The organism is Micromonospora sp. NBRC 107095 (assembly GCF_030269705.1).
GTDB lineage: Bacteria > Actinomycetota > Actinomycetes > Mycobacteriales > Micromonosporaceae > Micromonospora > Micromonospora parva.
The window spans coordinates 307,997-323,175 of sequence record NZ_BSTU01000001.1 but is presented as its reverse complement, the minus strand read 5'-3'; the positions used below and the strand labels follow the sequence as shown (position 1 = coordinate 323,175).

The window sequence follows — 15,179 nt, the reverse complement described above, 5'->3', positions numbered from 1 at the left end:
TGCGCCCCTCTTGGCAACGGCGCCCTCATGCGTTAAGTTGTTCTCACAGCGAGATATTCTCAGAATGAGAGTGACACGATGAACGAGCAGGAGTTCCTGGCCGCGTACGACCCCCGGGCCTACCCGTCGGTCGCCGTGACCGTCGACGTGGTGGCGCTGACCATCCGCAAGGACGCGCTGCACCTGCTGCTGATCCGGCGCGGCGAGGCGCCCTTCGCCGGCCACTGGGCGCTGCCCGGCGGCTTCGTCCGCCCCGACGAGGACCTGACCACCGGCGCCCGACGGGAGCTGGCCGAGGAGACCGGGCTCGGCGGCGAGGAGCTGCGCCGCGTACACCTGGAGCAGTTGGGCAGCTATGGCGCTCCCGACCGTGACCCGCGAATGCGGGTCGTCTCGATCGCCCACCTCGCGTTCGCCCCCGACCTGCCGGACCCCGCCGCCGGCAGCGACGCCGACGAGGCGATCTGGCTGCCGGTGACCGCGTTGACCAGCCGACAGCTCGCCTTCGACCACGGCCGGATCATCGACGACGCGCTGGAACGGGCCCGCTCCAAGCTGGAGTACACCCCGCTCGCCACCCGCTTCCTCGCCGCCGAGTTCACCATCAGCGAGCTGCGGGCCGTCTACGAGACCGTCTGGGGGCACCCGCTGCACGCCGGCAACTTCCACCGCAAGGTGCTCTCCGTGCCGGGCTTCGTGGAGAGCACCGGCACCAGCACCGAGCGCGGTGGGGCCCGAGGCGGCCCCCGCGCCCGGCTCTACCGGGCCGGCGACGCCCGGCTGCTGCACCCGGCGCTGCTGCGTCCCGCCCGCGAGGAGACGGTGCGGTGAGGACCACCGAGGCCATCCGCCTGGTGGCGGCCGCCCGCTCCGACACCGACCTGTTCGGCACCGACCAGTCGGCCCGCCGCTACCGCGAGCTGGTCGCGGCCCTGCACCCCGACCGCCTGCCGACCGACCCGGCGGTACGCGCCGAAGCCACCGAAGCCTTCATCCACGTCACCACCCGGTGGCAGGCCCGGCGGGTAACGGTCCTCGGCGACTACCGACTCGGCGCGCCGGCCCACTCCGGCGACCTGGCCGACCTCTACGACGTCGGCGACGACCGGCTGCTCAAGCTGCCCCGACGGCCCACCGACAACGACCTGATGGCCCGCGAGGCGCACGCCCTGCACACCATCGCCGAGCGCGGCGACCCGCGGTACCTGCCGTACGTGCCCCGGCTCGTCGACGAATTCCGGCACCGCGACGGCGTGACCGGCGCCGAACGGCGGATCAACGTGCTCGCCACCGCACCCGGCCTGCACACCCTCGACGAGGTGCGGCGCGGGTACCCGGACGGGCTGGACGCCCGGGATGTGGCCTGGATGTGGCGGCGACTGCTGGTCGTGCTCGGCCTGGCCCACCGGGCGGGCGTGGTGCACGGCGCGGTACTGCCGCGACACGTCCTGATCGAGCCGGACGCCCACGGCGTGGTGCTGGTCGACTGGTGCTTCTCCGCGCCGGTCGGCAGCACGATCCCGGCGCTGGTGCCCGGCCACGAGGACTGGTACCCGCCCGAGGTCGTCCAGAAGCGGCAGTGCGCGCCGGGCACCGACATCTGGATGGCCACCCGCTGCATGACCGCACTGCTCAACCGCCACGCACCGGGTGAGCTGCTCACCTTCGCCCAGGGCTGCCGCCAGCGCCGCCTCTCCGACCGGCCCGACGACGCCTGGGGCCTGCTGCGCGAACTCGACCAGGTGCTGGACCGCCTCTACGGGCCCCGCACCTTCCGCCCCTTCACCCTCACCCCCTAAGGAGCTGTCATGGGCAGTGGAATCTGGTCCACCGACGTGTACGACGCCGCCGACCGCTACCGCCGGTCCACCGGCAGGAGCGCCTTCTCCTACAGCGACAGCGGGGCGCGCACCGTGCACCCCGCGCTCGACCCCCGCGACGCGATGCGGGAGAGCCGCGACTCCGCCGAACACCCCAGGTCGACGCCCGTCGCCGTGCTCTTCGACGTGACCGGCTCGATGCGCACGGTCCCGCGGGTCCTGCAGACCAAGCTGCCGCAGCTGCTCGGGCTGCTGCAACGGCAGGGGTACGCCAGCGACCCGCAGATCATGTTCGGCGCCATCGGCGACGCCACCTGCGACCGGGTGCCGTTGCAGGTGGGCCAGTTCGAGTCGGACAACCGGATGGACGACGACCTCGGCCGGATCGTCCTCGAAGGCGGTGGCGGCGGGCAGATGAGCGAGTCGTACGAGCTGGCCATGTACTTCATGGCCCGGCACACCGTCACCGACAACTGGGAGAAGCGCGGTCGACGAGGCTACCTGTTCATCATCGGCGACGAGCTGGCGTACAAGCAGGTGAAGGCCCGGGAGGTGGCCGCCCTGACCGGCGACAACCTCGCCGAGGACGTGCCGCTGCGGCAGGTCGTCGACGAGGTGACCCGCCGCTGGGACACCTACTACCTGCTCCCCGCCGGCAGCCACTACGCCGGCAACGCCACGGTGCTCGACTTCTGGCGGGACCTGCTCGGACAGAACGCCGTCGTGCTCGACGACCTCGACGCGGTCTGCGAGACCATCGCACTCACCATCGGCCTCGGCGAACAGGCGATCGACCTGGACGAGGGCCTCCGCCACCTGGACCGGGCCGGCTCCACGGCCACCGGGACCGTCTCGAAGGCGCTGGCCCGCCTGGGCCGGGGGCGGCGGGCCGAGGTGTCGACGCTGCCGGCGTTCCGCGACACCGCCAGCGGGGTGACCCGGCTGTGACGCACCTGGCGGTGGTCGACCTCGGCTACGGCGACGCCGGCAAGGGCACGGTGGTGGACTGGCTCTGCGCCACCCGTCCCGTGCACACGGTGGTCCGCTTCAACGGGGGCGCGCAGGCGGCGCACAACGTCGTGCTGCGCGACGGGCGGCACCACACGTTCGCGCAGTTCGGGGCGGGCACGTTCCATCCGGGCGTGCGTACGCACCTGTCCCGGCACGTGGTGGTGGATCCGCTGGCGCTGGCCGCCGAGGCCGACCACCTCGCCACGGTAGGGGTGCCCGACGCGCTCGACCGGCTGACCGTCGACGGGGACGCGCTGCTCGCCACCCCGTACCACCGGGCCGCCAACCGGGCCCGCGAGATCGCCCGGGGAGCCGACCGGCACGGCTCCTGCGGGCTGGGGGTGGGCGAGGCCGTCGCGTACGGTCTCGCCCACCCGGACGACGCGCCACGGGTCGCCGACTGCCACAACCCCGCGCTGCTGCGCCGTCGGCTGACCGCCCTGCGGGACCGGCTGACCGCCGAGCTGGGCCCGCTGGACGCGCCACCGATCGAGGACTGCCTGCCCGCGTTCACCGGGTTCGCCGGGCGGGTCGCCATCGTCGACAGCAGCTGGCTGGGCGGGGCGCTGCGCACCGGAACCTGCGTCTTCGAGGGTGCGCAGGGGGTGCTGCTGGACGAGTGGCACGGCTTTCACCCGTACACCACCTGGAGCACCACCACGTTCGCCAACGTCGACAGTCTGCTCGCCGAGGCGGGCCGGCCCGGCGACGTGACCCGGATCGGGGTGCTGCGCGTCGTCACCACCCGGCACGGTGCCGGCCCGTTGGTGACCGAGGACCCGGCGCTGCCGTTCACCGACCGGCACAACGCCACGAACCCGTGGCAGGGCCGGTTCCGGTTCGGTCACTTCGACGCGGTCGCCCACCGGTACGCCGTCGCGGCCGCCGGTGGGGTCGACGGCCTGGCGTTGACCCACCTCGACCTGGCCGGCCCGGACCTGAGGATCTGCCGCCGGTACGACACCACCGACCGGCTCACCCCCGGCCCGTCCGGTGACCTGGACCGACAGGCCGCGCTCACCGCCCGACTGCTGCGTTCCCGCCCGGTGTACGACGACCCGCCGACGGACTGGGCGGCGGCGGTCAGCGCGGAGCTGGGCGCGCCCGTGGTGCTGACCTCGCGGGGCCCGACGGCCGACGACAAGACCGCGCACGGTCCGCTGCTCACCCCACCGGCGCTGATCGGCGCCGGCTGAGGCGTCTTCCGGCGACTCGACCACCGGGCGGCTCGTACCCCGCGAGCATGGGAGGCATGGACACCCTGCTCGACCTCCTCCGTGGGACGGTCACATCGCCGTGGGTGTACCTGGTGATCCTCGGGCTCACCGCCATCGACGCGTTCTTCCCCGCCGTGCCGGGCGAGGCTGCGGTGATCACCGCCGGGGTGCTGTCGGCCAGCGCCGGCCACCCCAGCCTGACCCTGGTGATCGTCAGCGCCGCGATCGGCGCGCTGGTCGGCGACCACATCTCCTACGCCATCGGTCGGGGCGGCGGGGCACACCGGCTCGCCCGGCTGCCCGACGGCAGCCGGCGGCGGGCCGGCTCCGACTGGGCCCGCCGGGCCGTGGACCGGCGCGGCGGAGTCATCCTGACCACCAGTCGGTACGTGCCGGGTGGCCGAACCGCTGTCACCCTCACCATGGGCGCGGTGCGCTATCCCCGCCGCGCATTCCTGCTGTACGACAGCATCGCGGCGGTCACCTGGGCGTTGTACTGCGGGCTGCTCGGCTACTTCGGCGGGCTGGCCTTCGAACGTGATCCCGTGAAGGGCGTACTGGTCGGTGTGGGAGTGTCGCTGATCATCACGTTCGGTCTGGAGGGGATCCGCTGGCTGCGCCGACGGGCCCACCGTCGCGCCGCCGCCCGCCGCTGACAGTCACGCGGTCCGCCGCCGCTGACAGCACGCGGTCGTCGCCCGGGACGCGTCACAGCAGGTCGGCGTCGTGCACCAGGATCGCCAGCTGCACCCGGTTGCCCACGTGCAGTTTCGCCAGCGCCCGGCTGACGTGTGCCTTCACTGTGGCCTCGCTCATCGTCAGCCGCCGAGCGATGTCCGCGTTGCCGTCCCCGCGCGCCACCTCCCGGACGATCTCCAGCTCCCGTGCGGTGAGCGCTGCGAGCCGCCGGCGAGCCGCCTCCCGTCGGGCCGGGCCCCGATCGGCGAACGAGCTGATCAGCCGCCGGGTCACCGTCGGAGCGAGCATCGCGTGCCCGGCGGCCACCGTCCGGACGGCGGCTGCCAACTCACCGGGCGGAGTGTCCTTGAGCAGGAAGCCGACAGCACCTGCCCGCAGTGCCCGGTGCACGTACTCGTCGAGGTCGAAGGTCGTCAACATGATCACCTTCGGACCTGCGGCCACCACCTCCGGTGCGACGGTCAGCCCGTCGACGCCCGGCATCCGTACGTCGAGCAGCACCACGTCGGGGCGTAAGCGGTGGGTCTGCTCCAGGGCACCGGCACCGTCCGCCGCCTCGCCGACCACTGTGACGTCCTCGGACGCCTCCAGGATCAGCCGCAGCCCGGCACGGACGAGCTGCTCGTCGTCGACGACCAGCACCCTGATCACGCCGCACCCGCCAGCGGGATCAGGGCCCGGACCCGGAAACCGCCGTCCACGGGCCTCGCCTCCAGCCGACCGCCGAGCAGCTCCACCCGTTCGCGCAGCCCGAGCAACCCCTGCCCGGCACCGGGCAGCTCCTGCCCGCCCTCGGACGGACCGTTGCGCACCACCACCTCCAACCCGTCGGGGAGGTAGCGCAGACCGACGACCGTCTCGGCGTCGGCCGCGTGCTTGCGCACGTTCGTCAACGCCTCCCGGACCACCCGGTACGCAGTGTGCCCCAGCGTCGCCGGCAGTGCGGTCGGCACGCCCTCGTCGCGCCGGGAAACCCGCAGCCCGGCGGCACGGGATTCGCCGATCAGTTCGTCCAGCGCGTCCAATCCGCGTTCCGGCACCACTGCCGCCTCGGCCTGCCGCAAAACGCCCAGCACCTCGCGCAGGTCGGTGAGCGCCTGCCGACCGGTCGTCCGGATCAGCGCGGCCGCCTCGACTGTCGCCGGGTCCGCGGCGGTCACCTCCAGCGCCCCGGCGTGCACCACCATCAACGAGACCCGGTGCGCCACCACGTCGTGCATCTCCCGGGCGATCCTGGTCCGCTCCTCGGCCCGGGCCTGGTCGGCGCGGGCCTCCTGCTCGCGTTCCAGCCGCTCGGCCCGGTCCCGCAGTGCGGCGAGGGTGTCCCGGCGCGCCCGCACCCAGAGGCCGAAGACCAACGGAAGCCCGACCAGACCGGCGGCGAGGAGCAGCACGTTGCCGCTGGTGGCGGTGGTGATCCGGCGGGTGCCGCCCACCTCCAGACCGACCAGCACCCCGCCGCCGAGCACCACCGCCGCACCGACGAGGTAACCGGCGAGCCGTCGCCCGCGCAGCCACAGCCCGGCCTGGTACGAGGCGACCACCCCGGCCGCCGCGGCGGCGAGCACCAGCCAGCCGACGGCCGCGGCCAGGAACAACGGCCAGCGGCGGGTCCGGATCGTGCCGGCGGCCCAACCCGACAACACCGCGAGCAACAGCACGACAGCGCCCGGCAGCGGCGAGCGGACACCGATGTCGCCGGTCGCGCTGGCCCACACCGCAGCCGCGACCACGACGGCGAGCAGCAACACCCCGTAGCGCTGGACGACCCGCCCAAGAGCGACGGTGCTGGTGGCCACGCAGCAAGCGTATGGCTGCACTGACGAATCCGGTGGTCCCGCGCCGTCAGACCGGGGTGTGCTGGGGGAAGACCCCTAGCCGCCGTCCGGGCTGGGCACTACCTAAGTAGTGCCGCCCGACTGACCACTGGCCGATGGCCTGGGGCGTCGCGCCCACCAGCATCAGGACCATGGATCTACTCGACCTGCTGCACGACACGATGTCCTCGCCCTGGGTGTATCTGGCGATCTTCGCGATCGCGGTGCTCGACGGCTTCTTTCCGGTGGTGCCGAGCGAGACGGCGGTGATCACGGCCGGGGTGTTCGCCGCCTCGGGAGCGCCGTACCTGCCCGCGGTGATCCTGGTGGCCGCCACCGGGGCGCTCGTCGGCGACCACGTCTCGTACGCCATCGGGCGCAGCGGTGGCACCCGGCTGCTCGACCGGCTGCCGCCCGACGGCCGACGCCGCAGGGCCGCCGACTGGGCCCGTCGAGGGATCGCGACGCGTGGTGGCCTGATCCTCACCGTCGCCCGCTACGTGCCGGGCGGCCGGACCGCTGTCACCCTCACCATGGGCGCTGTGCACTATCCCCGGCGACGGTTCCTGGCCTTCGACGCGCTCGCCGCCGGATCGTGGGGGCTCTACTCGGCACTGGTCGGCTACATCGGCGGGCTGGCGTTCGAGCAGGACCCGCTGCGCGGTCTCCTGCTCGGTCTGGGCCTCGCACTGACGGTGACGATGGTCGTCGAGGCGGCCCGCTGGCTCGGCAACCGTCGCCGGGCCACGCGCTCGGCGTCAGCGCCTACGCCGGTGGAGCGGACCCCGGTGCGGTGATGCGGGGCGGTCAGTGCGTCGGAGGACGCCAGGTCACCCCGTGCAGGAGTTGGGCGGCACCGAGCCAGGCCACGTTCATCATCCGGGTGGCCGTCTTCTCCGGGTCGGCCTCCGGGTGGTCCGCTAGCCAGTCGGCGAGCGACTCGGTCGCGCCGACCAGGGCGTACGCGACGACCTCCAGGTCGATGGCGGCGATCTCGCGGCCCTCGGCGCGCAGCGCGTGGTCGAGCATCCCGGCGACCACCTCGACCAGCCGGGCCCGCATGGTGGCCAGCTCGCCGGCGAACGGCTGCTCGCCCCGGGCCTGCCGGTAGAGCACCGCCCAGCCGTCCCGGTGTGCGCCCACGAAGCCGAAGAACGCCCGCAGCCCGCGCCAGAGCCGCTCGTCGGCTGGCAGGTCGGGGGCCGCCGCCCCGGCGATGGCCTGCATCATCCGGGTGGCCTCCCGGTGCAGGCAGGCAACGAAGAGTTCCTCCTTGGTGCCCAGGTACGCGTAGACCATGGGCTTGGAGATGCCGGCGTCCTCCGCGATCTCGTCCATGCTGGCGGCGTGGAAGCCGCGCCGGGAGAAGACCTTGACGGCCGCGTCGAGCATCTGCTGCTCGCGTACGGCGCGTGGCAGGCGCTTGAAGGCGGGAACGGTGGACACCTTGCGAGCATACCTACTCGTGCGTAGGGTTACGCGCGAGTAGCCAAATCTTCCGGAAGGCGCACCTGATGACTGACTTCGACCCGGCCACCTTCGCCAACGTCGGCCCCAAGGAGTTCGCCCAGCTGGTCAAGTCCACCCCGGACGACAAGATCGCCCAGGTGATGTCCGGCGACCTGCGCGACAAGGTCCTGGGCGAGGTGTTCGGCCGGATGCCGTCGCTGTTCCGCGCCGACCGGGCCGGTTCCACCAACGCGGTCATCCACTGGATCATCACCGGGCGGCCCGACGGCGGCAGCGACACCTACGAGGTGGTCATCGCCGACGGCACCTGCGTCGTCAACGAGACCCCGCAGCACGACCCGAAGCTGAGCCTCACCATGGGCCCGGTCGAGTTCCTGAAGATCGTCTCCGGTGGCGCCAACCCGGTGATGATGTTCATGACCGGCAAGCTGAAGGCGAAGGGCGACCTCGGCCTCGCCGCCAACATCGCCAACCTGTTCGACATCCCCAAGGCCTGACATGGCCGAGTTCTCGCTCGACCTGAACGAGGAACAGCGGGATCTACGCGACTGGGTGCACGGCTTCGCCGCCGAGGTCGTGCGCCCAGCCGCCGCCGAGTGGGACGAGCGCGAGGACACCCCGTGGCCGGTGATCCAGGAAGCCGCCAAGGTCGGCCTCTACGGCTTCGAGTTCCTCGCCACCTGCTGGGCCGACCCGACCGGGCTCTCCCTGCCGATCGCCAGCGAGGAACTCTTCTGGGGTGACGCCGGCATCGGGCTGAGCATCTTCGGCACCTCCCTCGCCGTCGCCGCCATCTACGGCGCCGGCACCCCCGACCAGATGGTCGAGTGGGTGCCGCAGTGCTTCGGCGACGTCGACTCGCCGGCCGTCGCCGCGTTCTGCACCAGCGAGCCGGAAGCCGGCTCCGACGTCGGCGCGATGCGCACCCGGGCCGTCTACGACGAGGCCACCGACGAGTGGGTGCTCACCGGCCAGAAGGCGTACGCCACCAACGGCGGCATCGCCGGCGTACACGTGGTCACCGCCTCGGTGGACCCCACGCTCGGCTCGCGCGGCCAGGCGGCGTTCGTCGTACCGCCCGGCACCCCCGGCCTGACCGCCACCCGCAAGCTGCGCAAACTCGGCCTCCGCGCGTCCCACACCGCCGACGTCTTCCTCGACGGGGTACGCGTACCCGGCCGCTGCCTGCTCGGCGGCAAGGACGCCCTCGACGAGCGGTTGGCACGCGCCCGCTCCGGGCAACGGGCCAGCGGGCAGGCCGCGATGCGCACCTTCGAGCTGTCCCGACCCACTGTCGGCGCCCAGGCGCTCGGCGTGGCCCGCGCCGCCTACGAGTACGCGTTGGAGTACGCGAAGGACCGCGTCCAGTTCGGACGGCCGATCATCGAGAACCAGGCGGTCGCGTTCGCGCTGGCCGACATGCGGATGGAGATCGACGCGGCGCGGCTGCTGGTCTGGCGGGCCTCCTGGATGGGCCGCAACAACCGCCCGTTCACCGCCGGCGAGGGCTCGATGTCCAAGCTCAAGGCCGGCGAGGTGGCGGTGTCGGTCACCGAGAAGGCGGTGCAACTGCTCGGCGGGGCCGGCTTCCTGCGTGACCACCCGGTCGAACGCTGGTACCGGGACGCCAAGATCTACACCATCTTCGAGGGCACCTCGGAGATCCAACGACTGGTGATCTCCCGGGCCATCTCCGGGATGCAGATCCGCTGACCGCCGTCGGCCCGACCGCCCTCGCGCCGGTCGGGCCGACGGGGGCCGGATTCCACGATCTGTGCCGTCTTCGTCACCCCACGCCGACGCCAACTGGGCTCCCAGCCGCGCCCAGTGCATGATCAAAGAAAGAAGCCCTGATGGACGGGGCGGGCCGCTGCCCCGTCCGCGCACCACCCCAAGGAGGTCTGCGGCATGGACCTGCCGTTCGTCGTCGCCACGCTGACCCGTCGCGGGCTGCTCACCCCCGGCAGCCCGATCCGGGTCGCCTCGCAGCTCAACGCGTTGCGGACGTGGGGGTGGAGCCTGGCAGGCGAGCTACGCCAAGCAGCCGCCCGGGACCCCGGCCGTCCAGCCGTCATCGACGAGGACGGCGTCGAACTGACCTACCACGAACTGCTCGACCGGGCCGAACGGATGGCCCGCTCGATGCGGGCCGGGCTCGGCGTACAGGCCGGCGACCGGATCGGCGTGCTCTGCCGCAACCACCACGGGCTGATCGAGACCATCGTCGCCGCCACCCTGCTCGGCGTCGACGCCGTGCTGGTCAATACCGGGCTCAGCGCTGCCCAACTGGGCACCGTCGCCGAGGAACAGCGGCTGCGGCTACTCGTGCACGACGACGAGTTCGCCGAGCGCGTCCTCGGCCTCCCCGCCGAACTGACCCGGCTCGACGAACGCGCCCGCGAGGAACTGGTGGCCGGGGCACTCCCGGGCGACCTGCACCCGCCGGAACGCGACGGCCGAATCATCGTGCTCACCTCCGGCACCACCGGTACGCCCAAGGGTGCTCGACGGCCCACGCCCGGTGGCTTCGGCCCACTGGTGTCCATCATCGACCGCATCCCCTTGCACGCCCGGGACCGGGTGATGATCGCCGCGCCGATCTTCCACACCTGGGGATTCGCCGCCCTCCAGGTCTGCCTGGCGCTGCGGGCCACCATCGTGCTGCACCGTCGCTTCGACCCGACCGCCACGCTCGCCGCCCTGACCGCGCACCGGTGCAACGCGCTCTTCGCCGTACCGGTGATGGTGCAGCGACTGCTGGAGGTGCCCCCGCCGGACCCGCGCCCGCCACTCACCGTGGTCGCGGTCAGCGGCTCCGCCCTGCCCGGCGGGCTCGCCTCCACGTTCATGGACGTCTACGGAGACGTCCTCTACAACCTCTACGGGTCCACCGAGGTCTCCTGGGCCTCCATCGCCGACCCCCGGGACCTGCGCCAGGCGCCCACCACCGCCGGTCGTCCACCGCACGGCACCAGACTGCAGATGCTCGACGACGACGGCCAAGCCGTGCCGGCCGGGCAGGTCGGGCGGATCTTCGTCGGCAACGAGATGCTCTTCGAGGGCTACACCTCCGGTGCCAACCGGGAAACTCGCGACGGCCTTCTCGACACCGGTGACCTCGGCCGGCTCACCGCCGACGGCCTGCTCTTCGTGGACGGCCGGGCCGACGACATGATCGTCTCCGGCGGCGAGAACGTCTTCCCGTCCGAGGTGGAGGACCTGCTCGCGCAACTGCCACAGGTCCGCGAGGCGGCGGTGATCGGCGTGCCCGACCCCGAGTACGGCCAGCGCCTCTCCGCGTTCCTCGCCCTGCACCCCGGGGAGACGCTCGACCCCGAGGCGGTCCGCGAATACGTCCGGCGCTTCCTGGCCCGGTTCAGCGTCCCCCGGGACGTGATCTTCGTGAAGTACCTGCCCCGCAACGCCACCGGCAAGGTGCTCACCCGGGAACTCCGCCGCTACTACGGCTGAGCCAAAGCCGAGATGTCCCAGCGCCGATCCCAGCCGCCTGTGACCCTGGTCACTTCGACTAGATCGAGTATCGGCGGCCCGGCAGCCTTGCCGGGTGACAACCCTGGCGCGGCCCGAGAGCAGCGACGTAGCAGTCGCGCCGGCCACCCGCGACCCCTACATCGACAACGTCAAAGGGCTGCTGATCCTCCTGGTCGTACTCGGCCACACAGTGGGTCAGACGGTCGGCTCCTCACCAGGTGGCCGAACCATATACACGCTGATCTACCTGTTCCACATGCCGGCCTTCGCCATGCTGTCCGGGATGCTCTCGGCAACCGAACTCACCGGACGCCGGGCGGCGTCGCTGGTGCGTGACCTGCTCGCTCCGTACGTGGTGTTCCAACTGCTCTACATGGGCTTCTACACGGTGATGGACCAGCCCATGAACTGGACCGTGAACCAGTTCCTGACCCCTGTCTACCACCTGTGGTTCCTACCCGCCCTGCTCATCTGGCGGATGCTCACCCCGCTGTTCGCCCAGCTTCGCGGAGCGGTGGTGATCGCGATCGGGATCTCCCTTCTCGCCGGGGCGACAACAGTCCTCAGCCACCCCCTGGCATTGAACCGGGTGGCCGGCATGCTGCCCTTCTTCGTCCTCGGCGTCTGGCTCGGACGCGGCAGGCTGGCCTACCGCCCGTCCACCCGGGTGCGGATCGCCGCGGCCACCGTGCTCATCGCCGCCGTGCCGATCGCCTACCTGGTCGGTTCGCGCCTACCGAACCTCTGGCTGTACTGGAACAGCACCTACCAGCGCATCGGGGTGGACCTGACCGACGGCGTCCTGATCCGGCTCGGACTGATGGCCGTCGCGTCGGCGATGACCTGGGCGATCATGATGCTGGCACCGCGCCGCCAGACGGTCCTCACGGGCTGGGGTGCCAACTCCATGTACCCGTACCTGCTGCACGGGTTCGCCGTGCTGGCCTTCGCGTGGTCCACACTCGACAGGCAAGTCGACAGCATCACGGCGCTGCTGGCCCTGGTCGCCGTGGTGGTGGCGGTGGTCTGGATCACCACCAGCCGGCCGGTGGTGTGGGCGCTGCGGCCGCTGGTCAGCCCGCCGGTCGGCTGGCTGCTCCGGAAGACCCCCTCCGGGCAGCCCTCGGTGGGGATACGCGCCTAACACCCGCGCGGCACCCCCGACACGGTCCGGTCCTACGGGTCGGGGGTTGCCGTGGCGGGGTTGCCCGGATTCAGCCGGGAATCGTGATCCGCCCGTCGATGGCGGCGGCGGCGATGTCGGTGCGGTGCTGCGAGCCGGCCAGTTCCACCCCGTCCACCAGCGCGTACGCGGCGTCCCGCGCGGCGGCCAGGTCGGTGCCGGTGGCCGTACCGCAGAGAACGCGGCCGCCGGCGGAGAGCAACGCGCCGTCGCTGGCCCGGCGGGTGGTGCCCGCGTGGATGATGCCCGGACCGTCCGCGCCGGTGATCACGTCGCCGGTGCGCGGCGCGGCCGGATAGCCCGGCGAGGCCAGCACCACCGTCACGGCGCTGCCGTCGCGCCACCGCAACGGCGGGTGCTCGGCCAACGTGCCGGTGGCCGCCGCGTGCAGCAGCCCGCCCAACGGCGTCTCCAACAGCGCCAGCACCACCTGGGTCTCCGGGTCACCGAAACGCGCGTTGAACTCGATCACCCGAGGGCCGGCGGCGGTGATCGCCAGCCCGACGTAGAGCAGACCGGCGAACGGGGTGCCCCGGCGGCGCATCTCCGCCAACGTCGGGTGCACGACGTCGCGCATGACCTCGTCGACCAGGCCGGGCGGGGCCCAGGGCAGCGGTGCGTACGCGCCCATCCCGCCGGTGTTCGGCCCGGTGTCGCCGTCGCCGAGCCGCTTGAAGTCCTGTGCCGGCACCAGCGGCAGTGCCGCCTCACCGTCGGTGACCACGAAAAGGCTGACTTCGGGGCCGTCGAGGAACTCCTCGACCACGACCCGGCCACACTCGTTGGCGTGCGTTAGCGCGGCGGCCCGGTCGTCGGTCACCACCACGCCCTTGCCGGCGGCGAGCCCGTCGTCCTTCACCACGTACGGTGCACCGAACTCGTCCAGCGCCCGAGCGGTGCTCTCCTCGTCCGTGCAGACCAACGCGCGGGCGGTCGGCACGCCGGCAGCGGTCATCACGTCCTTGGCGAACGCCTTGGAGCCCTCCAACTGGGCAGCCGCGCCGGACGGACCGAACACGGCGATGCCCTTGGCGCGTACCGCATCGGCGACCCCGGCGACCAGCGGCGCCTCGGGCCCGATCACCACCAGATCAGCCGCTGTCTCCACGGCCAGCGCCGCCACCGCGGCCGGGTCCGTCGCAGTGACCGTCCGCAGCTCAGCCACGCCAGCGATCCCCGGATTACCCGGCGCGGCAATCAACGCCGAAACGCCCGCGTCCGCCGCCAACCCGAGCGCAAGCGCATGCTCCCGCCCACCGCCACCCACCAAAAGAACCCGCACGCCCGAGATCCTACTGTCCCCCCTTAAAACGCCTGCCGAGCCTCGGTGATCAAGAGGTTTGCGTCAATGATGGGCTGATTCTTGACGCAAACCTCTTGATCACCTCCGCTCAGCGGCCGTGATCGCTTGGCGGACCGTCCATGGGATGTAGGTGGGGTCGAGGGTGTCCTGCCAGGTGAATCGGAGGATGGTCCAGCCGGCGTTGACCAGGCGGTTCTGGCGACGACGGTCGGCGTAGGCGGCCTCCGGGGTGCCGTGCGCGTCTCGGCCGTCCGCCTCGGCGATCAGCCTTGGGCGGCGCCAGCCCAGGTCGCCAATGCCGAGCAGATAGCCGTCATCGTCGCGCACTTCCAACTGCAGCGCGTCCGGCGGCACCCCGCCGTCCACGCATCGCAGTCGAGAACGAGTCTCCAGTGGCGACTGTGCCCGGCCATCCGCCTCGGCCAGACAGGCGCGTGCCGCGACCGCACCCCGCCGCCCACGGATCAGGTCCGGGATGGTTGTCAAATTCGCCGGATCGATGCGGCGCCGGTTCAGCGCCGAGTCGATGACCGAGACCGCTGGATAACGATCAACCCGAAGGATGACGTCCGCGACGGTGCGGAGCGGAGAGGTCGCCGGGATGCCCGCGACCTCGACGACGTCGCCAGCAGCGACGGTCACCTGATGCACCGTCAGCCACGGCACCAGGGAACGCTGGGGCCGAGGTCGGTCGACTGGGACGGAGACGTGCACCTGTGACGTCCGGCGAAGACCGGCGATGCCGTGCAACTCCAACGCAGAGTCCAGAACAGCGAAGGCACCTGCACCGAGGCTCACGACCGCCGCGCGGATTCGCGCCCGCCGGCGAGTCGAGTCAGTCAGCTCCGCCTCTGGAACGAAGCAGCCACGAAGAAGCCGTTGCCACCTGCCGGAGCGGTGCAACTGCCGGATCTGATCCCTGGTCAGGCCGGCACGCAATGCCTGGCCCATGGTGACCATGCCGTCCTGCCCGGCCGCTATCTGGCGAAGAAGCTGATCCGCACCCACGCCCACACCCTGTCCACCCACCCCGCTCACGCGAAGCCCCTGTGGACAACTCCCAAACCTCTGTGGATAACTCCCCCACCGGCTCGGTGATCAAGAGCTTTACGTCAATCTCACTGAGAAATCTGACGCAAACTTCTTGATCACCGAGCCGGTGGGGGT

The 15,179-nt window shown here is 71.9% G+C and carries 15 protein-coding genes; 10 read left to right on the top strand and 5 right to left on the bottom strand.

Translation table 11 applies throughout. The annotated features are described in order from the left end of the window. Positions 1 to 78: 78 nt before the first annotated feature. From QSK15_RS01565 to QSK15_RS01545, 5 genes are read left to right on the top strand one after another with little or no spacing between them, the layout of a single operon-like run. Positions 79 to 831 carry an NUDIX hydrolase gene (locus QSK15_RS01565; protein WP_285792563.1) on the top strand — a complete coding sequence of 251 codons (753 nt, stop codon included), beginning with the start codon at positions 79 to 81 and terminating at the stop codon, positions 829 to 831. Next, entirely contained in the window at positions 828 to 1,799 is a 972-nt protein-coding gene (locus tag QSK15_RS01560; RefSeq protein WP_285792562.1) for a serine/threonine protein kinase, read from the top strand. The genes QSK15_RS01565 and QSK15_RS01560 overlap by 4 nt, the downstream gene beginning before the upstream one ends. A gap of 9 nt (positions 1,800 to 1,808) precedes the next feature. Then, entirely contained in the window at positions 1,809 to 2,768 is a 960-nt protein-coding gene (locus QSK15_RS01555) for a hypothetical protein (protein ID WP_285792561.1), read from the top strand. Then, entirely contained in the window at positions 2,765 to 4,027 is a 1,263-nt protein-coding gene (locus QSK15_RS01550) for an adenylosuccinate synthetase (protein ID WP_285792560.1), read from the top strand. Before QSK15_RS01555 ends, QSK15_RS01550 begins: the two co-directional genes overlap by 4 nt. Positions 4,028 to 4,083: 56 nt before the next feature. Beyond that, positions 4,084 to 4,704, top strand: a complete 621-nt coding sequence (locus tag QSK15_RS01545) for a DedA family protein (RefSeq protein ID WP_285792559.1) — start codon at positions 4,084 to 4,086, stop codon at positions 4,702 to 4,704. A gap of 52 nt (positions 4,705 to 4,756) precedes the next feature. On the opposite strand, the gene QSK15_RS01540 is transcribed toward QSK15_RS01545, so the two are convergent. Together QSK15_RS01540 and QSK15_RS01535 are read right to left on the bottom strand one after the other, a co-directional pair. Next, positions 4,757 to 5,398, bottom strand: coding sequence for a response regulator transcription factor (locus QSK15_RS01540; RefSeq protein WP_285792558.1), 642 nt, complete (start codon positions 5,396 to 5,398; stop codon positions 4,757 to 4,759). Continuing rightward, a complete protein-coding gene (locus QSK15_RS01535; RefSeq protein WP_285792557.1) occupies positions 5,395 to 6,546 on the bottom strand; it encodes a sensor histidine kinase in 1,152 nt (383 codons plus the stop codon). Before QSK15_RS01535 ends, QSK15_RS01540 begins: the two co-directional genes overlap by 4 nt. Positions 6,547 to 6,716: 170 nt before the next feature. Here QSK15_RS01535 and QSK15_RS01530 point away from each other — a divergent pair, with 170 nt between their 5' ends. After that, a complete protein-coding gene (locus QSK15_RS01530) occupies positions 6,717 to 7,361 on the top strand; it encodes a DedA family protein (protein ID WP_285792556.1) in 645 nt (214 codons plus the stop codon). A gap of 10 nt (positions 7,362 to 7,371) precedes the next feature. On the opposite strand, the gene QSK15_RS01525 is transcribed toward QSK15_RS01530, so the two are convergent. Next, positions 7,372 to 8,010 carry a TetR/AcrR family transcriptional regulator gene (locus QSK15_RS01525; RefSeq protein WP_285792555.1) on the bottom strand — a complete coding sequence of 213 codons (639 nt, stop codon included), beginning with the start codon at positions 8,008 to 8,010 and terminating at the stop codon, positions 7,372 to 7,374. Between the two features lie 68 nt (positions 8,011 to 8,078). Here QSK15_RS01525 and QSK15_RS01520 point away from each other — a divergent pair, with 68 nt between their 5' ends. The 4 genes from QSK15_RS01520 to QSK15_RS01505 all read left to right on the top strand — a co-directional run bounded on the left by QSK15_RS01520 (position 8,079) and on the right by QSK15_RS01505 (position 12,670). Beyond that, positions 8,079 to 8,531 (top strand): SCP2 sterol-binding domain-containing protein, encoded by a 453-nt coding sequence (locus tag QSK15_RS01520; RefSeq protein ID WP_196920508.1) that lies wholly within the window; start codon positions 8,079 to 8,081, stop codon positions 8,529 to 8,531. Position 8,532: 1 nt separating this feature from the next. Beyond that, positions 8,533 to 9,747 (top strand): acyl-CoA dehydrogenase family protein, encoded by a 1,215-nt coding sequence (locus QSK15_RS01515; RefSeq protein ID WP_285792554.1) that lies wholly within the window; start codon positions 8,533 to 8,535, stop codon positions 9,745 to 9,747. Positions 9,748 to 9,942: 195 nt separating this feature from the next. Continuing rightward, on the top strand, positions 9,943 to 11,505 hold the full coding sequence (locus tag QSK15_RS01510; RefSeq protein ID WP_285792553.1) for an AMP-binding protein: 1,563 nt from the start codon (positions 9,943 to 9,945) through the stop codon (positions 11,503 to 11,505). 94 nt (positions 11,506 to 11,599) lie between these two features. After that, positions 11,600 to 12,670: an acyltransferase family protein gene (locus tag QSK15_RS01505; RefSeq protein ID WP_285792552.1), complete on the top strand. Its 1,071-nt coding sequence runs from the start codon at positions 11,600 to 11,602 to the stop codon at positions 12,668 to 12,670. Between the two features lie 70 nt (positions 12,671 to 12,740). Here the strand turns inward: QSK15_RS01505 and purD are convergent, their stop codons facing one another. Together purD and QSK15_RS01495 are read right to left on the bottom strand one after the other, a co-directional pair. Beyond that, positions 12,741 to 13,991, bottom strand: a complete 1,251-nt coding sequence (gene purD, locus QSK15_RS01500; protein ID WP_285792551.1) for a phosphoribosylamine--glycine ligase — start codon at positions 13,989 to 13,991, stop codon at positions 12,741 to 12,743. Between the two features lie 99 nt (positions 13,992 to 14,090). After that, the gene (locus QSK15_RS01495; RefSeq protein WP_285792550.1) at positions 14,091 to 15,020 is read right to left on the bottom strand and encodes a type IV toxin-antitoxin system AbiEi family antitoxin domain-containing protein; all 930 of its coding nucleotides are present in this window, start codon (positions 15,018 to 15,020) and stop codon (positions 14,091 to 14,093) included. Positions 15,021 to 15,179: the final 159 nt, after the last annotated feature.

Excerpts from the sequence above, each read along its gene's own strand:
- QSK15_RS01565 (WP_285792563.1), top strand. The coding sequence starts at position 79 with ATGAACGAGCAGGAGTTCCTGGCCGCGTACGACCCCCGGGCCTACCCG.
- QSK15_RS01555 (WP_285792561.1), top strand. The coding sequence starts at position 1,809 with ATGGGCAGTGGAATCTGGTCCACCGACGTGTACGACGCCGCCGACCGC.
- QSK15_RS01545 (WP_285792559.1), top strand. The coding sequence starts at position 4,084 with ATGGACACCCTGCTCGACCTCCTCCGTGGGACGGTCACATCGCCGTGG.
- QSK15_RS01530 (WP_285792556.1), top strand. The coding sequence starts at position 6,717 with ATGGATCTACTCGACCTGCTGCACGACACGATGTCCTCGCCCTGGGTG.
- QSK15_RS01520 (WP_196920508.1), top strand. The coding sequence starts at position 8,079 with ATGACTGACTTCGACCCGGCCACCTTCGCCAACGTCGGCCCCAAGGAG.
- QSK15_RS01515 (WP_285792554.1), top strand. The coding sequence starts at position 8,533 with ATGGCCGAGTTCTCGCTCGACCTGAACGAGGAACAGCGGGATCTACGC.
- QSK15_RS01510 (WP_285792553.1), top strand. The coding sequence starts at position 9,943 with ATGGACCTGCCGTTCGTCGTCGCCACGCTGACCCGTCGCGGGCTGCTC.